This window comes from Roseomonas sp. TAS13 (genome assembly GCF_001950415.1).
In the GTDB taxonomy this organism is placed as follows: Bacteria; Pseudomonadota; Alphaproteobacteria; order Acetobacterales; family Acetobacteraceae; genus Roseomonas; species Roseomonas mucosa.
This window is the reverse complement of sequence record NZ_BDLP01000037.1, coordinates 1-23,941: the sequence shown is the minus strand read 5'-3', so window position 1 is coordinate 23,941 and position 23,941 is coordinate 1. Positions and strand designations below refer to the sequence as shown.

The following is a 23,941-nucleotide window of genomic DNA, read 5'->3' as shown; positions in this document are numbered from 1 at the left end:
CGCCTTACGGTGGAGCTGTGCGTAGAGGTGATCAAGAGACAGCCAACGCAAGCCCGGGGTCCGGGGACCGGCTTCGGTCCCCGGCGGAGAGGGGGTCCGGCGGGAGAGGCAGAGCCTCTTCCCCGGGGCCGGACGCCAGGAGCCACGCCCCGGAGGGCGCCGGGCCCGTTCGCTAGGCCTTGATCTCCTGCACGGACTCGAAGCCCTCGAACTGCGGCGGGCCGAGATAGAGGGAGCGGGTGTTGGTCTGCCCGGCATCGCGATGCGCGGCGCGGAACTGTTCCGAGCGGGTCCAGTTCTCGAAATCCTCGCGCGAGCGCCAGATGGTGTGCGAGGCGTAGAGGACATGCTCCTCCGTTGCCGGGCCGCGCAGCAGGTGGAACTCCACGAAGCCCGGCACCTCGCGCAGGCGGGAGTCGCGGGACTTCCACACCTCCTCGAAGGCGGCCTCGGAGCCCGGGGCGACCTTGAAACGGTTCATGGCGACGAACATGGGCGGCATCCTCTGAATCCTGCCCCGCTCTCCCGGCGGGAGGGCGGATGGCCGGGGCGCAGGTTGCCCCGTCCGCCCCCCAACCACAAACCCGAACCACAAACGGGAACCACGAATGCGAAGGGCGCCGGCCGGGTTTCCCCCGCCGGCGCCCTTCCTGTCGCCCCGCCCGGTGCGGCGAGGCCGCGCCTTACTCCAGCCGCTCGCCGTGCAGCACGATGTCGAGGCCCTCGCGCTCCTCCTCGGTGGTCACGCGCAGCCCGATCACCACATCGACGATCTTGAGCAGGATCCAGGTCACGACCCCGGTGTAGATGAAGGTCGAGAGCACCGCGTAGAGCTGGATCATGAACTGCGCCATCGAGCCGACGGTGCCGTCCGGCGCCGCGGTGGTGGCGGAAAGCGGGCCATAGGCGAAGAAGCCCGTCAGCAGCGCGCCGACGATGCCGCAGAGCCCGTGCACGCCGAAGGCATCGAGGCTGTCGTCATAGCCGCACCAGTGCTTGAGCGCCGTCGCGCCCCAGAAGCCGGTCAGCCCCGCGACCACGCCGATCACCAGCGCCGGCACCGGCAGCACGAAGCCCGCCGCCGGGGTGATGGCGACCAGCCCCGCCACCGCGCCGGAAATGGCGCCGAGCACGGAAGGCTTGCCCTTCACCGCCCATTCCACGAAGACCCAGGCCAGCGTCGCGGCCGCCGCGGCGACCTGCGTCACCAGCATCGCCATGCCCGCGCGCCCGCCGGCGGCGCCCGCCGAACCCGCGTTGAAGCCGAACCAGCCCACCCAGAGCAGCGAGGCGCCGATCACCGCCAGCCCCAGGTTGAACGGCGACATGTTGTCGTGGCCGAGGCCCACGCGCTTGCCCAGCACCACCGCGCAGACCAGGCCCGCCACGCCCGCGTTGATGTGCACCACCGTGCCGCCGGCGAAGTCCAGCGCGCCCAGCGCGAAGATCCAGCCGTTCGGGTGCCAGACCCAGTGCGCGATCGGGCAATAGACCACCAGCAGCCACAGGATGGTGAAGACCACCATCGCCGAATACTTCATGCGGTCCGCATAGGCGCCGCTGATCAGCGCGGGCGTGATGATCGCGAAGGTCATCTGGAACATCAGGAAGACCGTCTCGGGGATGGTGAAGGCCACCGCCCCGTCGCCCGAGCCCAGCGTGAAGGGCGCGTTCCAGTTCTCCGCCACGCCGTTCAGCAGCAGCTTGGACAGGTCACCGACATAGGCGTTGCCCTCGCCGAAGGCGATCGAATAGCCCGCCACCATCCACACGATCGTGGCGACCGCCACGATCGAGAAGGACTGCATCATGGTGGCCAGCACGTTCTTCTTGCGCACCATGCCGGCATAGAACAGCGCCAGGCCCGGGATGGTCATCATCAGCACGAGCGCCGTGCTGGTCAGCATCCAGGCCGTATCGCCGGTATCGGGCGTGGACGGCGCCGTGGGCACCGCCTCCGGTGCTGCCGGCGTCGTCTGCGCCAGCACCGGCAGCGCCAGCATCAGCACAGGCAGGGCCGCCAAGGCGCAGCCCGCCGCGCGGCGGGCCCGCGTCTTCATCAACTCGCTCATCATTCCCCCTCAGAGCGCGGCGTCGTCGGTCTCGCCGGTGCGAATCCGCATGACCCGTTCGACATCCAACACGAAAATCTTTCCGTCACCGATCTTGCCCGTGCGGGCCGTGGTGGCGATGGCCTCCACAACCGCGTCCACCATGTCGTTGGCGACGGCGACCTCGATCTTGAGCTTCGGCAGGAAGCTCACATGGTACTCGGCACCACGGTAGATCTCGGTCTGGCCCTTCTGCCGGCCAAAACCCTTCACTTCCGTCACCGTCAGCCCCTGGATGCCCAGCGGCGTGAGCGCCTCGCGCACCTCATCCAGCTTGAAGGGCTTGATGATCGCCATGACCAGCTTCATTCGGCCGGAGCCCCCTTCGATCCTTCTCGGCGCATGAGATGCGAAGCGCGTGCCAAGACGGGCAATGGGCAGTCTGCACGCATTCCGTGCGGCCCATTCGACGGGAGAGCAGGAAAGCCCCGCCACCCCCTGCCCAAAACCTGTGCAATGCGGCAGGATGGCGGGCATGACGAAACGGATCGAGGTCGAGGCCTGCGTGATGGGCGCGGGTCCGGTGGGCGCCACCCTGGCCGCCACCCTGGCGGCGGCGGGGCTGGAGGTCGCGGTGGTGGACACCGCCCCCCTGCCGCCAATGGAACGGCCGGAATTCGACGGTCGCGCCTATGCCATCGCCGCTTCCTCCCGCAACCTGCTGGAAGCCGCCGGCATCTGGGCCCGCCTGCCCGATGAGCCCTGCCCGATCACCCGCATCCGCGTGGCCGATGGCCGCCCGGGCGAACCCGCCTCGCCGCTCGACCTGCATTTCGACGCCGCCGACCTGGGCGAGCCCGCCTTCGGCTGGATGGTCGAGGCCCGCTCCCTCCGCGTCGCCCTGAACGCCGCCCTGCCGGGCCTGCCGCGCCTGCATGTCTTCGCGCCGGCCCAGCCCACCGTCACCCGCACCGCCGAGGGCGCCCTGGTCGCGCTGGCCGACGGCACGGAGATCGCCGCCCGCCTCGTGGTCGGCGCCGAGGGCCGCCGCAGCCCGCTGCGCCGCGCCGCCGGCATCGGCACCGCCGGGCTCGACTACCACCAGACCGGCATGGTCTTCGCCATCGCCCATGAGCGCCCGCACGGCAACCTGGCGCTGGAGCAGTTCCTGCCCAACGGCCCCTTCGCCCAGCTCCCTTTGGCCGGCACGCCGGAACACCCCCACGCCTCCGCCATCGTCTGGTCCGACCGCAGCCCCCTGGCCACACGCTTCATGGCCATGGACGACGCGGCCCTGTCGCGCGAGATCCTGCGCCGCCTGGGCAGCCATCTCGGCGCCGTGCGCGTCATCGGCCGCCGCTGGTCCTATCCCCTGACCGCCATGCAGGCCGCCCGCTTCGTGGACACGCGCCTCGCTTTGGTGGGCGACGCCGCCCACGGCATCCACCCGATCGCGGGGCAGGGGCTCAACCTCGGCTTCCGTGACGTCGCCGCCCTGGCCGAATGCGCGATCGAGGCCCACCATGCCGGCCAGGATCCCGGTTCCGTGGAGGTTCTCGCCCGCTACCAGGCCGCCCGCCGCCCGGATGCCCTGCTGATGCTCGGCGCCACCCACGCGCTGGAACGCCTCTTCGGCAACGACCTGCCGCCGCTGCGGCTCGCCCGTCGGCTGGGCATCGCCGCCGTGGACCGCCTGCCGCCCCTCAAGCGCTTCTTCGCCCGCCGCGCCATGGGCTTCTCCGGCGGCCCCCTCTCCGGCCTTCTCGAAGGACGCGGCCTGATCGCGCCCTGATCCACCGCCGACCGTTGCGCCGGGCGGTTGCCCCCGGCAAAGGCAGCGCCTCCCCCTGATCCCCCTCCGCTGAGGGCCGAAGCCGGTCACCAGACCACGGGCTTTCGCCGGCGCCTGTGGATGCCGTCAGCCTGGCACGTGATCCCTGAGCATAACCCGCTGGAGAGCCAGGCTCTCCGGCGTGATCCGGCGTCAGCAGAAGCCGGCGCATGAGATCCAGGGCGCAAAGCGTCCTGGCAAATGGGGGGGCCGGAGGGAAGGCGGAACCCTTCCCCCAGGATGGCACAACGCTGCCATGCCACATGGCGGCCAGGAACTCCGAAGCCCCGCCCTCGCAACACCCCGTGCTTTTCCGCTTGTTGCACGAAGAATTCTGTATTCAGTTATACGAAACGGGGAGGAAAACCGGCATGAGCACCACGCATCCATCGGTGATAGGGGGCGCCGCGTCAGCCAGGACCGGCGTCCGCTGGCGCATCTTCGGCGTGATCGCACTGCTGACCGTGATCAACCTCGCCGATCGGACCACCCTCTCGGTGGGCATGCCGACCATCGCGCATGAGCTTGGCCTCTCCCCCACCATGCAGGGGCTCATCCTCAGCTCCTTCTTCTGGACCTACGCGCTGCTCCAGGTCCCCGGCGGCTACCTGATCGACCGCATGGGCCCCAGCCGCGTCGTCACCATCTCCACCCTGGCCTGGGGCGCCTTCCAGACCCTGGCTGCCTTCGCCACCGGCGGCCTCTCCCTGCTCGTCACCCGCCTCGGCCTCGGCGCCGCCGAGGCTCCGCTCTTCCCCGCCGGCGGCAAGCTCAACGCCCTCTGGCTCTCCCCGCGCGAGCGCGGGCGCGGCGCCGTGCTGATGGACAGCGGCTCCTATCTCGGCGCCGGCCTCGGCGGCGGCGTCATCGCCTGGCTGATCTACGCGCTGGATTCCTGGCGAATGGCCTTTGCCGTGGCGGGCATCGTGACCATCGGCGCCGGCCTCGTCGCCTGGCGCTACCTGCGCGACGACCCGGCGGTGCATCCCGCCGTGAATGAGGTGGAACTCGCCCATATCCGCACCCCCGTCCCCGGCATGGCCCAGGTCGTGCCCGCCGGCACGCCGCTCGCGTCCCGTGCCGTGGCGCCGGTTATGCTCGGCCGCTGCGGCTGGGCGATGATGAACTTCGGCCTGATCACCTGGGGCCCCAGCTATCTCGCCCAGGCGCGCGGCTTCGACCTGAAGCAGCTCGGCGGCGCCATGGCGGTGATCTTCATCTGCGGCTTCCTCGGCTCGCTCACCGCCGGCTTCGGCGCCGACGCGCTGCAGCGCCGCGGCCTGCCGCGCAGCCTCGTGCTGAAGGCGATGCTCTGCCTCTCCGGTCTCGGCGTGCTCGGCGCCTTCCTGCTGCTGCCCACCATCGCCGACCCCGCCGCCGCCGTGGCGCTGCTCTCCGGCACCGTCTTCCTGCTCTGCTTCGGCAGCCTTTACTGGAGCTTCCCGGCCCTGCTTGCCCCTGCCGACAAGGTCGGGCTGGTCGGCGGAATGATGAACTTCGCCGGCAGCCTGGGCGGCATCGCCATTCCCATCATCGCCGGCATGATCCTGCAGGCGACCGGCTCCTACACCGTGGTGCTGCACTTCTTCTCCGGCTGCGCCGCGCTCTATGTCCTCGGCACGCTGCTGGTGCCCCTCGCGGAGCGGGAGACCGCGCGGTGACACGGGAAGCCCTGGCCGATGCCCCTCTCTGGGGCGGTCTCATCGTCGATGCCCACCACCATGTCTGGGACCCCCGCAACGGTCGATACCCCTGGCTGACGCCGGAAGGAAAGCTGCCCGGCTTCCGCTACGGCGACACCGCGCCGCTGATGCGCCCCTACCTGCCGCCCGACTACCGGGCCGATGCTGCGGGCCACGACATCCGCGCCACGGTCTACATGGAGGCCGAGTGGGACCCCGCCGATCCGATCGGCGAGACTCGCTTCGTCAGCGGCCTCGCGGTGGGCTACGGCCTGCCCAACGCCATGGTCGCCCAGGCTTGGCTGCACCACCCCGATGTGGGAACCGTTCTCGCCGCCCAGGCCGGCTTCCCCCTGGTCCGCAGCGTCCGCCACAAGCCCGGCGGCCCTGCCACGCCCCAGGCCGCCCGAGATGGGAAGCGCACACTGATGTCGGACGAGCGCTGGCGCCGCGGTTATGCCCTGCTGGAACGCCACGGCCTGCATTTCGACCTGCAGACTCCTTGGTGGAACCTGCACGAGGCCGAACTCCTGGCCCGTGACTTCCCGCGCACCCGCATCATCCTCAACCACACCGGCCTGCCCTCGGACCGCAGCCCCGATGCCCTCGCCGCCTGGCACGCCGCCATGGCCCGCCTCGCCGCGCATCCGAACGTGGCGGTGAAGATCTCCGGCCTCGGCCGCCCCGGCCATGCCTGGAGCGCCGAGGACAATGGCTGGATCGTGCGTGAGACCATCGCCCTCTTCGGCGCGCGCCGCGCCATGTTCGCCAGCAACTTCCCGGTGGACGGGCTTTGCGCCAGCTTCGACACCATCTTCACCGGCTTCAAGCGCATCGCCGCCGCCTTGCCGGCCGAGGATCAGGCCTGGCTTTTCCACCGCACGGCGGAAGAGGTCTACGCCCTGAACCCACGCCGCCCCGCCCCGGGTTGAAGCCGGCCCTCCCGTGTCGCTCCCGGGAGAGGCGCCGACCCTCCCGGACCCTCTCCACTGGGGGATGGTATCTCTCCAGCCCCCGCCTTCCGCTGGCTCGGAGTGGCAAGGCTGGTCTTCCGCCCGGTCCGCTGGCGTAGGTGGATCGGCCGGACGCCAGCCCAAACTGCCCAAATTCACGCCATGAAATGCCTAGAAATTCGCTATTCCGCTCGGAGCAACACCGGATTTCCGCGCGCCACCCGCCACTTCCTGGTGTCGAAGAGTGGAACTCCGCTTGCTCACGCAGTGCAGCAACCACTAGCATTCCCGCATAACGCAACCGTAGTTCCAGAAAACGGAACCGTATGAGCATCCTCTCCAACGCCGCCGAGGTGCTGCGCTGCTTCTCGGCGCATCGCCTGGAGCTCAGCCTGACCGAGGTGACAGGTCTGCTCGGCATGCCGAAGAGCAATGCCTCGCGCCTGCTGCGCGCCATGCGGGATGCCGGCTTCCTGGAACAGGTGCCGGGCACGCGTCGCTACCGCGCCGGGCTGCTGATGTTCGAGATGGGGCACACCTACCGCCGCGGCTCGCCGCTGCTCAGCCAGGCTCATGCGGCGGTCTCGCGTATCTCCCGCGACTGCGGCCATACAGGCTATGTCAGCATCCGCGACGGGTGCGACGTGATGGGCCTCACCTACCATGAAGGCTCGCAGCTCCTGCGCGTCGGCACCCCGATCGGCGAGCGCCTTTCCGCCTCGGCCACCGCCACCGGCCGCGCGCTGCTGGCGCGGCTCGGCGACGACGCGGTGCGCGCCCTCTTCCCCGAGCCGCTGCAGCCGCCCTCGCCGAACTCCCCGCGCGACATGGAGGAACTCCTCGGACGCCTCGCCCGCATCCGCGAGCGGGGCTTCGAGATCGCGCGTCACGAGGCCAATCCCGGTATCGACTCCCTTGCCACCGCCGTGGGCGACCCGGCCAGCGGCGAGGAGGTCAGCCTCTGCATCGTCTATCCCTCCGCCATCGTCTCCGAGGCGGAGCGCGACGACATCCTGGCCGCGATGCTGCGCGAGGCCCGCGCCATCGCCGCGATGCTGGGCGATCCGTCGGCGTCACCATGTCCGACGCCGCCTGAATCCCAGAACTGACCACCGAGAACGAGCCCATGGCAAACACCGCCCCCTCCCTGAACCGCTGGCGCATCGGCTTCGACATCGGCGGCACCTTCACCGACTTCATCCTCTACGACGCGGCTGCGGGCACGGTGCGGCTGCACAAGCGCCTGACCACGCCGCACGACCCTTCCGAGGCCGCGCTGCTGGGGCTGGAGGAACTGGTGGCCATGGGCGGCATCACGCTGGCCGAGGTCGGCGAGATCATCCACGGCACCACGCTGGTCACCAACGCCGTCATCGAGCGCAAGGGCGCGAAGCTCGGCCTGATCACCACGCAGGGCTTCCGCGACGTGCTGGAGATGGGCACGGAGCAGCGCTACGACATCTACGACCTGTTCCTGGGCTTCCCCGAGCCGCTGGTGCCGCGCGACCTGCGGCTGGAGGTCGCCGAGCGCCTGGACCGCGATGGCCGCGTGGTCGAGGTGCTGGACGAGGATGCCGTCCGCGCCGCCTTCCGCACCCTGCTCGAAGCGGGCGTGGAGGCGGTGGCCGTCTGCTTCCTGCACGCCTACCGCAACCCGGCGCACGAGCAGGCCGTGGGCCGCATCGCGCGCGAGGAGTTCCCCGAGCTGGCCGTCTCCCTTTCCGCCGAGGTGGTGGCGGAGATGTGGGAGTACCAGCGCTGCGTCACCACCTGCGCCAACGCCTATGTCCAGCCGCTGATGGACCGCTACCTGAAGCGCCTGGAGCGTGAATTGGCGGCGCGCGGCTTCACCGGCGCGCTGCGGCTGATGCACTCGGCGGGCGGCCTCGTTTCCCCCGCCACGGCGCGCGCCTTTCCGATCCGCCTGCTGGAATCCGGCCCGGCCGGCGGCGGCCTCGCGACGGCGCTGTTCGGCGAGCTGGCGGGCAAGAAGGACGTCATCTCCTTCGACATGGGCGGCACCACCGCCAAGGCCTGCATGGTCGAGGGCGGCCGCGTTGAGATCGCCCCGATGCTGGAGGCCGGCCGCGTCCACCGCTTCAGCAAGGGCTCCGGCCTGCCGATCAAGGCGCCCGTGATCGACATGATCGAGATCGGCGCCGGCGGCGGCTCCATCGCCGGCATCGACGAGGTCGGGCTGCTGAAGGTCGGCCCGCATTCCGCCGGCTCCGACCCCGGCCCGGCCTGCTACGGCATGGGCGGCACGAAGCCGACCGTGACCGACGCCAACCTCGTCCTCGGCTACTACGACCCGGGCTTCTTTCTCGGCGGCCGCATGTCGCTGGACAAGCCGGCGGCGGAACGCGCGGTGGAGAGCGTGGCGACACCGCTGGGCCTGGGCGTGATGGAGGCCGCCTGGGGCATCCACAAGGTCGTGGTGGAAAGCATGGCCGCCGCCGCCCGCGTCCATCTGGTGGAGAAGGGCAAGGACCCGCGCGCCTATGCCATGGTCGGCTTCGGCGGCGCAGGCCCGGCCCATGCCGCCGACGTGGCCCGCGCGCTGGGCGTGCGCGAGGTCATCATTCCGCCCGCCTCCGGTGCCGCCTCGGCACTGGGCTTCCTCGCCGCCCCGCTCTCCTTCGAGCTGGTGCGCTCCCTGCCGCTGGAATTCTCGGAAGGCTTCGACGCCGCCCGGCTGAACGCCCTGCTGGCGGAGCTGGAGGCCGAGGGCCGCGCGCGCCTCGTGGAAGCGGGCGTGGCGCCGGAGAGCATCCGCGTCGAGCGTTCCGCCGACATGCGCCTGGTCGGCCAGATGCACGACATCGCGGTGGACCTGCCGGCGGGCGAGATCGGCGCGGCGAGCCTGGGCGAGATCCGCGCCCGCTTCACCCGCATCTACGCCGCCCGCTACACCTCGGTCTATGAGGGCGCCCGGATGGAAGCGATCAACTTCCGCCTCCGCTGCGTCGGGCCGGAGCCGAAGCTGTCGCTCACCGGCGCGGTCGGCGGCGGCGACACCGCCCAGGCGGTGAAGGGCACGCGGCGCGCCTGGTTCGAGGGCGGCTGGCAGGAGGCGGTGGTCTACGACCGCTACGCGCTCGCCAGCGGCGACCGCATCCCCGGCCCCGCCATCGTCGAGGAGCGCGAGGCCACCACCATCGTCCCGCCCGGCGACGCGGTGCAGGTGGACGACACGCTGAACCTGCGCATCGCCATCGCCGCCCCCGCCATGGCGGGCGAGCTGGTGACGGCGGAGATGCCGCTGGCCGAGGCCATGGCGCGTATCGAGGCCGACCCGATCGCGCTGGAGATCATGTGGTCCCGGCTCGTGAACGTGGTGGAGGAGATGTGGCTGACGGTGGTCCGCACCGCCTTCTCCCTCATCATCTCCGAAAGCCAGGACTTCGCCTGCGAGCTGCTGGACCCGGAGGGCGAGACCCTGGCGCATTCCCCGCGCGCCATGCCCGTCTTCAACCTGACCCTGCCGCGCGCGGTGAAGGCACTGCTGGAGAAGTACCCGGCGGAAACGCTGAAGCCGGGCGACGTGCTGATCACCAACGACCCCTGGCTCTGCGCCGGGCATCTCTTCGACATCGCCATCGTCACCCCCGTCTTCCGGGAGGGCAAGGTGGTCGGGCTGATGGGCACGGTCGGCCATGTTTCCGACATCGGCGGCACGAAGGATTCCCTGAAGGCGCGCGAGATCTTCGAGGAGGGCTTCCAGATCCCGCCGATGAAGCTCTTCGACGCGGGCGTGCCGAACGACACCTTCTTCACCCTGTTCCGCGAGAACGTCCGCAACCCGGACCAGGTGCTGGGCGACCTGCACTCCTTCATCGCCGCCAATGCCCTGGGGGGCGAGCGCCTGCTCTCCTTCATGCGCGACTATGGCATGAGCGACCTGCGCGCCCTGGCGGCGGTGGTGCAGGGCCGTTCCGAGAAGGCGATGCGCGACGCCATCGCCGCCCTGCCGGATGGCGACTACCATGCCGAGATCCGCAACAACCCGCTGGGCAAGGAGCTGCGCTACCCGCTGAAGCTCACCGTCGCGGGCGACACCATCAACCTCGACTTCGACGGCGCCCCGCCACAGCTTCCCCAGGGCGGGCTGAACTCCACCCTGAACTACACGGCGGCGCACGCGACCTATCCGCTCAAGTGCATGCTGACGCCCAACGTGCGGGGCAATGCCGGCTGCTACCGCCCCTTCACCGTGGAGGCGCCGGAGGGCTCGATCCTGAACCCGCGCCGCCCGGCGGCGGTGAACATGCGCACCCGCACCGGCTGGTATCTCGCCCCCAACATCTTCCGCGCCCTGTCCGGGGCGGCGCCGAGCTTGGTGCAGGCCAATACCGGTCTGCCGGTCGCCACCAACGTCTATGGCCAGGATGCCGGGGGCAGCCTCTATTCCGACCACCTCTTCGTCGGCGGCGGGCAGGGCGCCTCGGCCCGGGGCGACGGCAAGTCCGCCCTGCTCTGGCCCACCTCGGCCTCCAACACCTCGATCGAGCTCTTCGAGAGCCGCGCCCCGGTGCTGGTGGTGGAGAAGGCCTACGTCCCCGACACGGGCGGCGCCGGCCAGTTCCGCGGCGGCCTCGGCCAGCGCGTGCGCCTGCGCAAGCTCACCGATGACGGCCGCACCACCCTGGTCTCCGTCTATCCGGAGGGCGTCACCAACCACATCGACGGCCTCTTCGGCGGCCGCCCGGGCACGGGGGCACGCGGTCGCGTTATCGATCTCGACGGCCGCGAGCTGCATGACTGCGGCCCCGGCGAGATGGTGGAGGTGAACAGCCCGCACCAGATCGTCGAGATCACCGTCAACGGCGGCTCCGGCTATGGCGATCCGGCGAGGCGCGACCCCGAGGCGCTGGCACGGGACATGCGTCTGGGCATGGTCACGCCGGAAGGCGCCGCGCGCGACTACGGCGCCGCGAAGACCACGGTCACGGCCTGAAGGAACGGAACAGCATGAGCATCACCCCCACGCGCCGCGCCCTCCTGGCCGCCGGCGCCGCCCTGCCCGCACTGTCCCTGCTGCAACCGGCCTCGGCACAGTCGCGCCGCATCCTGGTGCTCGCCAGCAACCAGGACATCCCGAACTTCGACCCGCATGTGGCGACGGGCTATTCCTCCTCCTGGCTGCTGCGCAACACCTATGACAGCCTGGTCGGCGTCACCGGCAACCCGCCGAAGCCCGAGCCGCGCCTGGCCCGCAGCTGGGACATCTCCGAGGACGGCCGGACCTACACCTTCCACCTGGACCCCGCCGCGAGGTTCCACGACGGCACCCCCGTCACGGCGGAAGCGGTGCGCTACTCCTTCGAGCGCATCCTGCGCCTCAACCGCGGCAATGTCTGGATGATCCAGAACATCGTCGTGCCCGGCGGCATCGAGGCGGTGGACGACCATACCGTCCGCTTCCGCCTCGCCACCCCCTTCGTCCCCTTCCTCAGTGTCCTGCCCTGGATCTGGGTGGTGAACCCGAAGCAGGTCGAGGCCAACAAGGGCGAGGATGACGGCCAGACCTGGCTGCGCTCCAACATCGCCGGCTCCGGCCCCTTCGCCGTCCGCCGCGCCGAGGCCGGCAACCTCTACGAGCTGGAGCGCGTCGCCGATGGCTGGCGCAAGGAAGGAGGCGGCAACCTCACCGGCGCCATCTGGAAGATCACGCGCGAAACCGCGACGCAGCGCCTGATGGTCCAGCGCGGCGAGGCCCAGGTCGCCCTCGACCTCACCTCCGAGGACATGGACACGCTGAAGGGCCGCCCGGGCGTCGATCTGGTGATCGAGCCCGAGTACCGCACCTTCCAGATCAAGATGAACACCCGCCACGGCCCGCTGGCGGACGCCAATCTCCGCCGCGCCGTGAGCTGCGCCTTCAACTACCAGGCGATGCTCGACGTGGCCGGCTATGCCGACCTGATGACCGGCCCGCTGCCCCCCACGATCCAGGGCTTCGACAAGAGCCTCGCCCCCTGGCGCATGGACCTGGAGAAGGCGAAGTCCTTTCTGGCGAAGTCCGCCACCCCCAGCGGCAACATCAAGCTCGCCATCACCCATGTCGCGGGGCTGGAACAGCAGCGCCGCTGGGCGCTGATCCTGCTCGACAGCCTGCGCCCGCTCGGCATCGAGCTGGAGATCCGCACCGCCACCTGGCCCGACCTCGTCGCCTCCTGCCGCTCGCCCGAGACGCTGGCCGACTTCTTCCCCGTCTACCAGACCGCCAATTACGGCGACCCGGACAACCTCGCCTTCGCGGGCTTCCATTCCTCGCGGAACGGCAACTGGCAGAACCCGGTCTACAACAACCCGGAGGTGGACCGGCTGATCGAGCAGGCCCGCGCCGAGCAGGACCCGGCGAAGCGCGACGCCCTCTACGCGCGGTTCCAGCAGACCGTGATGGAGGATGCCTGCGACATCTTCGGCGTGCTGGAGAAGCGCAAGCTCGCCATGCGCAACACGGTGAGGAACTTCCGCTTCACCCCCGTCGCCTCCAACGCGCCCGAGCTCTTCCCGCTCTCGCTCTGACGCGGGCCGCCCCACCCGCGCAGGAAACCAGCAGGATAACCGCATGATCCGCTACATCCTCAGGCGCATCCTCCTGCTGGTGCCAGTGCTGGTGGGGCTGTCCGTCCTGGTCTTCTGCATCGCCCGCCTCCTGCCGGGCGATCCCGTCCGCCTCGCCGCCGGGCCGAACGCCACCGCCGCCGACATCGCCTCGGTGGCGAAGGAGTTCGGCCTCGACCGCCCCTTCGTCGTCCAGTACTGGGACTACGCGACCGGGCTGCTGCGCGGCGACTGGGGCGTCTCCATCTTCACCCGCCGCCCGGTGGCCGAGGACCTCGCCGTCTACCTCCCCGCCACGCTGGAGCTCGTCCTGGCCGCGATGATCCTAGCCGTCGGCCTCGGCATCCCCGCCGGCCTGCTGGCGGCGGTGTACCGCAACCGCTGGCCCGACTTCCTGTCCCGCACCGTCTCGCTCGGCGCCATCTCCATGCCGCGCTTCTTCCTGGGCCTGGTCTTCCAGCTCGCCTTCGCCATGTGGCTCGGCTGGCTGCCCCTTTCCGGCCGCTTCCCGCTGACCGAGGACCCGCCGCCCACCATCACCGGCTTCCTCACCATCGACGCGCTGGCCAGCGGCAACCTCCACGCCTTCGGCGTCGCCCTGCAATACCTGGCGCTCCCCGCCATCGCGATGAGCCTCTCGCCGCTCGCCACCATCATGCGGATGATGCGCGCCTCAACCATCGAGGTGCTGGGCCAGGACTACGTCACCACCGAGCGCGCCCTGGGCCTGCCGGGCCGGCAGATCCTGTTCAAATACGTGCTGAAGAACGCCGTTTCCGCCACGCTCACCGTCATCGGCCTGTATTTCGGCTGGCTGCTCGGCGGCACGGTGCTGGTGGAAACCGTCTTCGATTGGCCGGGCATCGGCCTCTACGCCACCCAGGCCGTGCTGAGCCAGGACTTCATGCCGATCATCGGCGTCACCCTCTGCATCGGCGCGCTCTTCATCACCGTGAACCTGATCGTGGACCTGCTCTACGGCCTGCTGAACCCAAGGGTCCGCCTCGGATGAGCGACGTCACCGCTACCCTCGTGGAAGCCCCCGCCAGCGCCCGCTCCGACCGCTGGCGCCGCGGCCTCTACCGCTTCCGCAGCTCCTGGGTCTCCGTCCTCGGCCTCGCCATCGTCGCGCTGCTCCTCCTCCTCGCCGCGATCGGCCCGGCCATCATTCCCTATCCGCAGCATGTCGCGGGCATGGTGGACACCGCCTCCCGCTTCATCCCGCCTTCCGCCGCGCACTGGTTCGGCACCAACGAGGTCGGGCAGGACGTGCTCTCCCTCACCATCGCCGGCACCCGCATCTCGCTCATCTCCGGCCTCGCCGTGGTGATCCTCGGCAGCACCGTGGGCATCCTGGTCGGCGCCCTGGCGGGCTTTCTCGGCGGCTGGGTGGACGAGGTGCTGATGCGCCTCTCCGACCTCATGCTGACCGTGCCCGGCCTCATCCTCGCCATGGCCGTCGCCGCCGCCCTCGGCCCCGGGCTGCTGAACATGGTCGTCGCCATCACCCTGTCCTGGTGGCCCGGCTATGCCCGCCTCGTGCGCGGCGAGGTCATTGCCAGGAAGGAGGAGCAGTTCGTCATCGCCGCCCGCGCCGTCGGCGCCGGCACCGCCCGCCTGCTCCTCCGCCACATCCTGCCGAACATCATGAGCCCCATCATCGTGAAGATGTCGCTCGACATGGGCTTCGCCATCCTCACCGTCGCCTCGCTCGGCTTCATCGGCATCGGCGTGAAGCCCCCCACGCCGGAATGGGGCTCCCTCCTTTCCGTCGCCCGCGGCAACATGCCCGACTACTGGTGGACCGCCATCTTCCCCGGCCTCGCCATCTTCCTCGCCGTCTTCGGCTTCAACCTCCTGGGCGACGGGCTGCGCGACGTGCTGGACCCGAAGGCACGCCGCTGATGATCCGGCCTTCCGCATCCCGGGGCGAGGCTCCGCCTCTCCCCGGACCCCTCTCCGCTCAGGGAGGCCGCGCCTCCCCGAGACCCCGCCTTGAGTGGGCGCATGTGACTGGCGCGCATCGTTGGCCGCTCCCCGGGCACCGGTGGCAAGGCAGCGCCCTGAAGAACCTCAGCATGCGCGGCGATCACAGGCGCCGGAAGGCCAGGCCTTCCGGCGTGGCCCCCGCCATTGCCAGAGCCAGCGAAAGGGAGGTCCAGGACCCTCAGGGTCCTGGCGGATGGGGTTTGGGGGCCGAAGCACTGCTTCGGCGCCGAAGGCCGGCAGAGCCTTCCCCAAGGGCAGCAAGGACGACCTGAACCATGGCGCTGCTGGAAATCCGCGACCTGCACCTGGCGATGCGCTCCTTCGAGGGCGAGGCGCATGTGCTGAACGGCATCGACCTCACCGTCGAACGCGGCGAGATCTGGGGCATCGTGGGCGAGACGGGCTGCGGCAAGTCGCTGACCGGCCTGTCGGTCTCGTGCCTCGTGCCCTCGCCCCCAGCCCGCTACATCCGGGGCGAGATCCGCTTCGAGGGCAGGGACCTCCTCAGGGCGGGCGAGGAGGAGATGCGCGCCCTGCGCGGCCGCCGCATCGGCATGATCTTCCAGGACCCGACGACCAACCTGAATCCGGCCTTCACCATCGGCACGCAGATCACCGATGTCGCGCTCCATGCCGGCCGCGCCGATCCCGGGCTGCTGGGCCTCGCCCCCGGCGCCTCGCGCCGCGCGATGCGCGCCGCCGCCCGCCGCCGCGCGGTGGAGGCGCTGGAGGAGGTGGGCATCCCCGACGCCGCCGCGCGCCTCGCGGACTATCCGCACCAGTTCTCCGGCGGCATGCGCCAGCGCGTGCTGATCGCCATGGCGCTGGTGGGCCGCCCCGACCTGCTGATCGCCGACGAGCCCACCACGGCGCTCGATGTCTCCGTGCAGGCGCAGATCCTGCGCCTGATCCACGACCTCGTGCGCGAGCACCGCCTCGGCGTGCTGTTCATCACCCACAATCTCGGCGTGGTGGCGCAGCTCTGCACCCATGTGGCGGTGATGTACGCCGGCAATGTCGCCGAGGCCGGCCCGGTGCGCGAGGTCCTGAAGCACCCCGTCCACCCCTATACCCGCGCGCTGATGGCCGCCGTCCCCACCGCCGGCACGAAGCGCGGCGAGCTCCAGGGCCTGCCCGGCACCGTGCCCAACCTGATCGCCCCGCCGCGCGGCTGCCGCTTCGCCACGCGCTGTCCCTGGGCCGAGCCCGCCTGCGACGCCGCCCTGCCGCCGATGGAGCGCTTCGGCCCGCATCACGAGGCCGCCTGCCTCGTCGCCGCCCGCACGCGGGAGGAGGCCGCCTGATGCTCCGCATCGAACACGTCACCAAGACCTATGGCGGTGCCCGCAAGGGCCTCGCCGGCCTGCTCGGCACCCCCGCGGCCGAGGTACGCGCCCTGCGCGACGTCTCGCTTTCCGTCCGCCGGGGGGAGAGCTTCGGCCTGGTCGGCGAATCCGGCTCCGGCAAGACCACGCTCACCCGCTGCATCCTCCGCCTGGAGGAAGTCTCCGCCGGCCGCATCCTCTTCGACGGCACCGACCTCGCCACGCTGAAGCCCGCCGAGATGCGCAGCCTGCGCGCCCGCGTGCAGATCGTCTTCCAGGACCCCTACGCCTCGCTGAACCCGCGCATGAGCGTGCGCGACATCCTGTGCGAGCCGATGGAGATCCACCGCGACCGCATGGGCCTCGACGGGCGCGGCCGCCTCGACCGCGCGGCGGAACTCCTCCAGCGCGTCGGCCTCGGCACGCAGCACCTCTCGCGCTTCCCGCACGAATTCTCCGGCGGCCAGCGCCAGCGCATCGGCATCGCCCGCGCCCTGGCCACGAAGCCCGACTTCCTGATCCTGGACGAGCCCACCTCCGCTCTCGACGTCTCCGTGCAGGCCCAGGTGCTGAACCTGTTGCACGAGCTCCAGGCCCAGCTCGGCCTTACATACTTCTTCATCAGCCACGACCTGGGCGTGATCCGCTACATCTGCGACCGCGTCGCGCTGATCTACCGCGGCCAGCTCGTGGAGGAGGGCGACACCGAGGCCGTCTTCCGCAGCCCCGCCAGCGACTATGCCCGCATGCTCCTCGCGGCCATGCCGGACCCGGACCCCGACCGCTCGCCCTTCCACGCCTCTTCCCATGCCACCCGCCCGGCCCCCGGGCCTGGACAGCCACCCGCCGCATCGCCATGACGACGGCACGCCGACGCCCCTGACCGAGGAGACTCCCGACATGCGCAACACGCCGCGCATCTGGCAACTCGTGGACGCGAAGCGGGACGAGATGATCGCCCTTGCCGACCGCGTCTGGGAAACGCCCGAGCCCCTCTACACCGAACGCAGGTCCGCCGCAGCGCATGTCGAGGCGCTGGAGCAGCAGGGCTTCCGCGTCGAGGCCGGCGTCGCCGGCATTCCCACCGCCATCATGGCGGAGGCCGGGGAGGGCGGCCCCGTCATCGCCATCCTGGGCGAATACGACGCCCTGCCGGGCCTCGCGCAGCAGGCCGGAATCGCCGAGCCGAAGCCCGTCGAGGGCCAGAACGGCGCCGGCCATGGCTGCGGCCACAACCTCCTCGGCGCCGGCGCGCTCTTCGCCGCCACGGCGGTCAAGGACTGGCTGGCCGAGCGCGGCATCCAGGGCCGCGTCCGCTACTACGGCTGCCCCGCCGAGGAGGGCGGCGCCGGCAAGACCTTCATGGTCCGCGCCGGACTCTTCGACGACGCCGACATCGCCATCACCTGGCACCCGGATTCCTTTGCCGGCGTCGCCCCCGCCATCGCGCTCGCCAACACCCGCGTGGACTTCACCTTCACCGGCCGCGCCTCGCACGCCGCCGCCGCGCCGGAACTGGGCCGCTCCGCCCTCGATGCCGTCGAGCTGATGAATGTCGGCGTCAACTACATGCGCGAGCACATGAACAGCGAGGCCCGCGTCCACTACGCCATCCTCGACGCCGGCGGCATCGCCCCCAATGTCGTGCAGCCGCGCGCCAAGGTCCGCTACGCCATCCGCAACACCGATGTCGCCGGCATGCGCGCGCTGTTCGAGCGGGTGAGGAAGATCGCCCAGGGCGCCGCGCTGATGACGGAAACTACGCTGGCGGTGAAGGTCGTCAGCGCCTTCTCCAACCTCGTCGGCAACCGCCCGCTGGAAGAGGCCATGCAGGCCGAGTTCGACCGCCTCGGCCCGCCGGAATTCGACGAGGCCGACCGTGCCTACGCCGCCGCCATCCGTGCCACGCTGGACCAGGGCGACATCCGCGCCGCCTTCCGCAGCGCCGGCCTGCCCTTCGACCCGTCGATGGATCTCTGCGACACCATCGTGCCGCTCGACGCGCCCCGGAGGCCCGCCGTCGGCTCCACCGATGTCGGCGACGTCTCCTGGGTCGTTCCCACGGTGCAGGCCCACGGCGCCACCTGCGCCACCGGCACGCCCTTCCATTCCTGGCAGCTCACTGCCCAGGGCCAGAGCCCGCACGCCCACAAGGGCATGATCCACGCCGCCAAGGTGATGGCCGCCACCGCCACGGCTGCCCTGGAAAACCCGGATCTCATCGCCCGCGCCAAGGCCGACCTCGCCCGCCGCCTCGAAGGCCAACGCTACGAAAGCCCCATCCCCGCCGAGATCCCGCCGCCGCTGGACATGGCCAAAGGCTGACCGCACGGCGCGGTCCCTTGGGGGCAAGGCGCTGCCTCGCCCCCAAACCCCCACTTCGCCAGGACACTGCGTGCCCTGGACCCGGTTCGCTGGCTCCTGCTGACGCCGGATCGCGCCGGAGGGCCAGGCTCTCCGGCGACTGCGTGCGCCACATGCACAGACATGGTAGTCTTTCTTTCGGGAGCCCCGCCGATCCACCTGCTCTCCGGGACCGGAGAACGGACCGACCTTGCCACCCGGTGCCCACTCAAGGCGGGGTCTGGGGGAATACTATTCCCCCAGCGGAGGGGGACTGGGGGAAGCGGCGCCTCCCCCGGGGCCGGACACGGGCGCGACGCCTGGAAACCGGGCCTCAGGGCGTCTCCAGCACCGCCACCTGGGTCTTCGGCCCTTCCTCGACCGGCTTCCCCCGGGCGGCGGTGATCTTCACGCCGCTGAAGCTGCCCTCGACATGGCGCAGCACCATCCCCTCGCCGCGCGAGGCAATGCTGACATGCTGCAGCCGGATGTCGCGCAGCGGTGCTTCCGGAAGGCCGGCCAGCAGCCCCGCCCGCCGTGCGCCGCTGGCGAAGAGGTGCTGGATCGTGACGTCATGGATGCGCGGCGTCAGCGGCGTCACCGGCGCTTCCGCCCGGGCGGCCGGCGTGGCCACGGCCACGGCCACCGCCCCCGGGCCGGGCGCCTGGGCCGCGTCCCGGGGCTCGCCCGGATAGGAGGAGTCGATCGACAGCGGCACCGCCACATCCGTCATCCGCGCATGCCGCACCAGCACGTCGCCGACATCGCCGCCCCGGTCCCGCCCGGCCTTGATGCGGATGCCGTACTGCGTTCCGGTGAAGTGGGCGCCGTTGATCCGCACATGCTCCACGCCATGCGCCAGCTCGCTGCCGATCGCCAGCCCGTGCCCATGGCCGAAGCGCACGTTGCTGATGGTGATGTTGCGCGCCGCACGCTTCGGCATGTCGGGGCCCGGCAGGCCGGCCTTGATGGCGATGCCGTCGTCGCCCGTGTCGATGCCGAGGTTCGACAGCGACACCTTGCGCGAGGACACGATGTCCACGCCATCCGTGTTCGGCGAATCCGGCGCGTTGGTGATGCGGACATCGCGCAGCACCACATCCTCGGAATAGCGCAGCGCCACCGTCCACATCGGCGCGTTGGTCAGGTGGACCCCGCGCAGCAGCACCCGCCGGGCGTTGTAGAACTCGATCAGCCAGGGGCGCGGCAGCCCATTGCTGGCCGGCACCTTCTCCATCCCCGGCCCCCAGCTCTTCGCCCCCGCTTGCATCGCCTCCCGCGCCGCCACCGCCGCCGGCCACCACAGCTCCGCGCCCTGGCCGTCGATCGTGCCCTCGCCGATGATGCCGACATCGCTGACATTCACGCCGGAGATCAGCGCCTCGTGCGGCCGGAAAGGGCGGCCGATGAAGGCCCAGGTGAAGCGGTCCGCCTGCGCCACGGCGCGCAGCCGCGTGCCGCGCGCCAGCTCCAGCGTCACATGGTCCTTCAGCGCCAGGGGCCCGGTCAGGAACACCCCGTCCCCGAAGCTCACCCGCCCGCCGCCGCGCGCCGAGCAGGCATCGATCGCCGCTTGGATCGCGGCGGTGTTGTCGGTGGTCCCGTCGCCCCGGGCGCCATGCTTCAGCGGGTCGCAGCTCTGGCTGGCCAGGACGCCCGGCACCCGGGCCTCCCCCGAAACGCCACCAGGGGCCTCCCCCGGAACACCCCCATGGGCACTCCCCTGGGCACTCCCCTGGGCACGCACCCCCGCCGTGCCGGCCAGCAGGGCGAGGGCAAGGGGCAGGAAGCACGGGACGAGACGATGCATCGGGCAACCTCGGTGCGAGGCTGCCTGCTTAGATCACTTGCCGATCCCCTGGAAACACCGCTTCGGACGCCCGGCATCCCGGCCACCGCATGCCCCGGTACAAGCCTCGCGTGCCCTTCCCGGGGGCAGGGCGCGTTTCCGCCCCGCCCACCTGTGAGCGGCCCGGAAAGCCGCTCAGCCCTCCATTGCCACCCGTGTCCGCCAGTCCGCCAGCATGTCGGCCAGCGTGGTCTCCCACGGGATGCGCGGCGCCCAGCCCAGCAGCCGCCGCGCCGCGCCGATATCGCCCGCGGTGCGCTCCACATCGGTCGGCCGCAGCCGTGACGCCTCCTGCTCCACCCGCGCCTCCACCCCGGCCAGGGCGAGCAGCGCCTCCAGGATGTCGCCCACCTTGCGCGGCGCCCCGGTGGCGAGGTTGATCACCGTCCCCGGCGCCAACTCCGCCGCCAGCGCCAGCGCATAGCCCTCGCAGACATCCCGCACGTCCAGGAAGTCGCGCCAGCGGTCCAGCGCCCCGGTGCGGATCACCGGCTCCTGCTTCCCGGCCGCGATCCGCGCCACCTGGTGCGCGAAGGCGCCGACCACGAAGCCGTCCGACTGCCCCGGCCCGGTCTGGTTGAAGGGCCGCATCCGCACCGCCTTCAGCCCGCGCAGCGCCATCTCGCCGATGGCGATGTCCGCCGCCGCCTTCGAGGCCGCATAGGGATTGGCCGGGCGCGGCAGCGCCTCCTCCGTCAGCGGCACCCCCGCCTGGAAGGACAGCCCGTAGATCTCCGCCGAGGAGACATGGACGAAGCGCGCCGCCGGCGACGCCTCCAGCACCGCCTCGGCCAGCGCCAGCGTTCCGTCCAGGTTGGTCCGCCAGGTCAGGCGCGGGTCGCGGAAGGAGACCGGCACCGAGGCCTGCGCCGCCAGATGCAGCACCGCATCCGGCGCCGCCTCCCGCATCCGCCCGGCGAGGTCCCCGCCGAGCAGGTCCATCTCCAGCGTCTCGTCCGCCCCGGGCACGTGCTTCCCGCCATCCCGGCTGGCGGCGATCAGCCGCGCCGCCGGGAAATGCCGCCGCAGCACCGGCAGCAGGTGCCCCCCGACGAAGCCGCCCGCCCCGGTGACGAGGATGCGCCCCGGAATACGTCCCGGGGAGACGGGTTCCGGAACCGCGCCGGACACCGGCCTCAGCCCATCCGCGAGCGGTGGCGGAACAGGTCGGCGTCCACCATCTCCTTGATCATCTCCTCCAGGCTGATCTCCGGCGCCCAGCCCAGCTTCTCCTTGGCCTTGGAGGGATCGCCCAGCAGCAGGTCCACCTCGGCCGGGCGCAGGAAGGCCGGATCGACCTTCACGAACTCCTCGTAGTCCAGCCCGACATGCCCGAAGGCGATCCGGCACATGTCGCGCACCGTGGTGGTGCGCCCCGTGGCGACCACGTAGTCGTCCGGCACCTCCTGCTGCAGCATCAGGTGCATCGCCCGGACATAGTCCTTGGCATGGCCCCAGTCGCGCTTGGCGTCGAGGTTGCCCATCTTCAGCTCGGTCGCCTTGCCCAGCTTGATCCGCGCCGCCCCGTCCGTGACCTTGCGGGTGACGAACTCGATGCCGCGCAGCGGGCTCTCATGGTTGAACAGGATGCCCGAGGAAGCGTGCAGCCCGAAGCTCTCGCGGTAGTTCACCGTCATCCAGTGCGCGTAGAGCTTGGCCACCGCATAGGGGCTGCGCGGATAGAACGGCGTCTTCTCGCTCTGGATCGGGTGCTGCACCAGCCCGTACATCTCGGAGGATGAGGCCTGGTAGAAGCGCGCCTGCGGCGCCACCAGCCGCACCGCCTCCAGCACGTTGTTCGCCCCCAGCGCCGTCACCTGCCCGGTCAGCAGCGGCTGGTTCCAGGAGGTCTTCACGAAGCTCTGCGCGCCGAGGTTATAGACCTCGTCCGGCTTCACCTCGTTCAGCACCCGGATCAGCGAGCTGATGTCGATCAGGTTGCCGTCCATGACCCGGACCTGCCCGGCGATCCCCAGCCAGCGCAGCCGCTCGTCCACCACGTCGGAGGAGGAGGAGCGCCGCACCAGCCCATAGACCTCGTAGCCCTTCTCCAGCAGCAACTGCGAGAGATAGGCGCCGTCCTGGCCCGTCACCCCGGTGATCAACGCTTTCGGCATGGTCCCCCGCCTCGAAACGATACAAGCCGCGCTTTAGCGGTGCCCGTCCCGCTTGGCCAGATCGTTCGCCGTCCGGTTGTGCCGGCAACGGCGCAAATCCCCGCGCTTTCCCGCTCGCCGCCCGTCATGGGTTCCATCGTGTCTCGGGGGCAAGGCTCCGTCTTCCCCAACCCCCGGCCGCCAGGACCCTGCGGGATCACCCCGCCAGCGCGGCCCGGTAATCCGGCACCGGCAGCCGTGCCGGGGGCAGGTGCCGCAGCGCCGTATCCCCCGCCACCTGCCGCAGCGCCGCCGCCGCCGCCGCCACGTCCGCCTCGGCCCAGACCGCGTCGGGCAGGTCATAGGTCGCCTGCGGGTCCCGCGCCGGCACCAGCCGCCAGGGCACGGCGAAGCACCCCGGCCCGGCCATGAAATCCACATTGCCCGACCAGCCCGTGGCCACCACCGGCCGCCCCAGCGCCATGGCCTCGGCGATGGTCAGCCCATAGCCCTCGGCCCGGTGCAGCGAGACCAGCACGTCGCAGCAGGCGGTCAGCGCCCAGAGATCGCGCCGGGGCAGGGCGGCATCCAGCACCCGCACGTTCGGCCGCGCCGCCGCCGCCCGCGCCACCTCCGCCCAGGCCTCGCCCGCCCGCGCCGTGCCATGGGTCTTCAGCACCAGCACATGCTCCGGCGAATCCCCAAAGGCCAGGCGGTGCGCCTCGATCGCCGCCATCGGGTTCTTGCGCCACAGGGAGGACGTCGCGTCGAAGATGCTCAGCCCGACGAAGGCCCCGTCCGGCAGCCCGAAATCCGCCCGCCCCAGCGCCGAGGGATCGGGCCGCGGCGGCGGGTGCGGCACCACCAGCGGCGCCGGAAAGCCCGGTCGCCCCGCCATGGGCCGGGCGAAGACCTCGGCGCAGAACCGGCTCGGCGCCCAGATCCGGTGGCAGGCGCCATAGCCCCGCCGCCAGTCCGCCGGCAGGGCAGACAGCTCCCAGGCCCAGTAGGCGATCAGCCGCTTGCCCGCCACCGCCCGCCGCCCCAGCGCCAGCAGCGCCCAGGGCAGCATCGGCCCGTTCACATGCAGCACGATGGTCCCCGGCCCCTCCGGCACCGCGCCCGGCAACAGGCTTCCCCCATCGATCTCCCGCTCCGGCAAGGGCGGCCCCTGCCGCTGCGCCGCGGTCAGGTCGATCCCCGCCGCCGGCAGCCCAGCCTCCCGCATCGCCCGCAGCATCATCCGCGCGCC

At 71.1% G+C, this 23,941-nt stretch carries 18 protein-coding genes; 11 read left to right on the top strand and 7 right to left on the bottom strand.

Annotation, left to right across the window (positions count from 1 at the left end; genetic code table 11):
- Positions 1–172 precede the first annotated feature (172 nt).
- The 3 genes from ROTAS13_RS05450 to ROTAS13_RS05440 form a co-directional block, all read right to left on the bottom strand.
- Positions 173–493 (bottom strand): antibiotic biosynthesis monooxygenase, encoded by a 321-nt coding sequence (locus ROTAS13_RS05450; protein WP_019462387.1) that lies wholly within the window; start codon positions 491–493, stop codon positions 173–175.
- 190 nt (positions 494–683) lie between these two features.
- Positions 684–2,060, bottom strand: a complete 1,377-nt coding sequence (locus tag ROTAS13_RS05445; RefSeq protein WP_083755417.1) for an ammonium transporter — start codon at positions 2,058–2,060, stop codon at positions 684–686.
- Positions 2,061–2,081: 21 nt separating this feature from the next.
- Complete coding sequence (locus ROTAS13_RS05440) at positions 2,082–2,420, bottom strand: P-II family nitrogen regulator (RefSeq protein ID WP_058390621.1); 339 nt, start codon at positions 2,418–2,420, stop codon at positions 2,082–2,084.
- 166 nt (positions 2,421–2,586) lie between these two features.
- Between ROTAS13_RS05440 and ROTAS13_RS05435 the strand changes: the two genes are divergently transcribed.
- From ROTAS13_RS05435 to ROTAS13_RS05385, 11 genes are all read left to right on the top strand, one after another.
- Complete coding sequence (locus ROTAS13_RS05435; RefSeq protein ID WP_083755416.1) at positions 2,587–3,843, top strand: UbiH/UbiF/VisC/COQ6 family ubiquinone biosynthesis hydroxylase; 1,257 nt, start codon at positions 2,587–2,589, stop codon at positions 3,841–3,843.
- A gap of 410 nt (positions 3,844–4,253) precedes the next feature.
- Positions 4,254–5,543, top strand: a complete 1,290-nt coding sequence (locus tag ROTAS13_RS05430; protein ID WP_075821756.1) for an MFS transporter — start codon at positions 4,254–4,256, stop codon at positions 5,541–5,543.
- A complete protein-coding gene (locus ROTAS13_RS05425; RefSeq protein WP_208852659.1) occupies positions 5,540–6,496 on the top strand; it encodes an amidohydrolase in 957 nt (318 codons plus the stop codon). Before ROTAS13_RS05430 ends, ROTAS13_RS05425 begins: the two co-directional genes overlap by 4 nt.
- A gap of 347 nt (positions 6,497–6,843) precedes the next feature.
- Positions 6,844–7,626: an IclR family transcriptional regulator gene (locus tag ROTAS13_RS05420; RefSeq protein WP_019462379.1), complete on the top strand. Its 783-nt coding sequence runs from the start codon at positions 6,844–6,846 to the stop codon at positions 7,624–7,626.
- A gap of 17 nt (positions 7,627–7,643) precedes the next feature.
- Positions 7,644–11,474 (top strand): hydantoinase B/oxoprolinase family protein, encoded by a 3,831-nt coding sequence (locus ROTAS13_RS05415; RefSeq protein ID WP_075821755.1) that lies wholly within the window; start codon positions 7,644–7,646, stop codon positions 11,472–11,474.
- Between the two features lie 14 nt (positions 11,475–11,488).
- Complete coding sequence (locus ROTAS13_RS05410; protein ID WP_075821754.1) at positions 11,489–13,048, top strand: ABC transporter substrate-binding protein; 1,560 nt, start codon at positions 11,489–11,491, stop codon at positions 13,046–13,048.
- A gap of 43 nt (positions 13,049–13,091) precedes the next feature.
- A complete protein-coding gene (locus tag ROTAS13_RS05405) occupies positions 13,092–14,099 on the top strand; it encodes an ABC transporter permease (protein ID WP_027297277.1) in 1,008 nt (335 codons plus the stop codon).
- Entirely contained in the window at positions 14,096–14,992 is an 897-nt protein-coding gene (locus ROTAS13_RS05400) for an ABC transporter permease (protein WP_019462375.1), read from the top strand. The genes ROTAS13_RS05405 and ROTAS13_RS05400 overlap by 4 nt, the downstream gene beginning before the upstream one ends.
- Before the next feature lie 359 nt (positions 14,993–15,351).
- Positions 15,352–16,380: an ABC transporter ATP-binding protein gene (locus ROTAS13_RS05395; protein WP_075821753.1), complete on the top strand. Its 1,029-nt coding sequence runs from the start codon at positions 15,352–15,354 to the stop codon at positions 16,378–16,380.
- The gene (locus ROTAS13_RS05390) at positions 16,380–17,261 is read left to right on the top strand and encodes an ATP-binding cassette domain-containing protein (protein ID WP_075821752.1); all 882 of its coding nucleotides are present in this window, start codon (positions 16,380–16,382) and stop codon (positions 17,259–17,261) included. Before ROTAS13_RS05395 ends, ROTAS13_RS05390 begins: the two co-directional genes overlap by 1 nt.
- 40 nt (positions 17,262–17,301) lie before the next feature.
- Positions 17,302–18,726 carry a M20 family metallopeptidase gene (locus ROTAS13_RS05385; protein ID WP_075821757.1) on the top strand — a complete coding sequence of 475 codons (1,425 nt, stop codon included), beginning with the start codon at positions 17,302–17,304 and terminating at the stop codon, positions 18,724–18,726.
- 352 nt (positions 18,727–19,078) lie between these two features.
- Here ROTAS13_RS05385 and ROTAS13_RS05380 read toward each other — a convergent pair whose 3' ends face one another.
- The 4 genes from ROTAS13_RS05380 to ROTAS13_RS05365 form a co-directional block, all read right to left on the bottom strand.
- Positions 19,079–20,554 (bottom strand): glycoside hydrolase family 28 protein, encoded by a 1,476-nt coding sequence (locus tag ROTAS13_RS05380; RefSeq protein WP_083755415.1) that lies wholly within the window; start codon positions 20,552–20,554, stop codon positions 19,079–19,081.
- Between the two features lie 174 nt (positions 20,555–20,728).
- Positions 20,729–21,724, bottom strand: a complete 996-nt coding sequence (locus ROTAS13_RS05375; protein ID WP_019462370.1) for a GDP-mannose 4,6-dehydratase — start codon at positions 21,722–21,724, stop codon at positions 20,729–20,731.
- Between the two features lie 5 nt (positions 21,725–21,729).
- Complete coding sequence (gene gmd, locus ROTAS13_RS05370; protein ID WP_019462369.1) at positions 21,730–22,710, bottom strand: GDP-mannose 4,6-dehydratase; 981 nt, start codon at positions 22,708–22,710, stop codon at positions 21,730–21,732.
- 196 nt (positions 22,711–22,906) lie between these two features.
- A partial coding sequence (locus ROTAS13_RS05365; protein ID WP_075821750.1) for a glycosyltransferase occupies positions 22,907–23,941 on the bottom strand: 1,035 nt, incomplete at its 5' end.